Raw genomic sequence first — 381 nt, 5'->3', positions numbered from 1 at the left:
CAACATGATTTATGCAGGTATTTTAGCAGGAGGTATTGGTTCGAGAATGGGGAACGTGCCATTACCAAAACAATTTTTAGATATTGATAATAAACCGATTTTAATCCATACAATTGAGAAGTTCATTTTAGTGAGTGAATTTAATGAGATTATTATCGCAACGCCAGCACAGTGGATTTCCCATACACAGGATATTTTAAAAAAATATAACATTACAGATCAACGTGTCAAAGTAGTTGCAGGTGGTACGGATCGAAACGAAACAATTATGAACATTATCGACTATATTCGCAATGTAAATGGAATTAATAATGATGATGTGATTGTAACTCATGATGCCGTAAGACCATTTTTAACTCAACGTATTATTAAAGAGAATAT

Annotated in this window: 1 protein-coding gene; it reads left to right on the top strand. The window is 32.5% G+C overall.

The genetic code is table 11. The features are described from left to right. Positions 1–381: D-ribitol-5-phosphate cytidylyltransferase (locus tag J1M41_RS11800; RefSeq protein ID WP_241247973.1), on the top strand; the 381-nt coding region annotated here is incomplete at both ends.

The sequence above is a fragment of the Micrococcus sp. KRD096 genome (genome assembly GCF_017168495.1).
GTDB lineage: Bacteria > Actinomycetota > Actinomycetes > Actinomycetales > Micrococcaceae > Micrococcus > Micrococcus luteus.
Note: the sequence above shows the minus strand (reverse complement) of the source record. Positions and strands in the feature narration are given on the sequence as shown.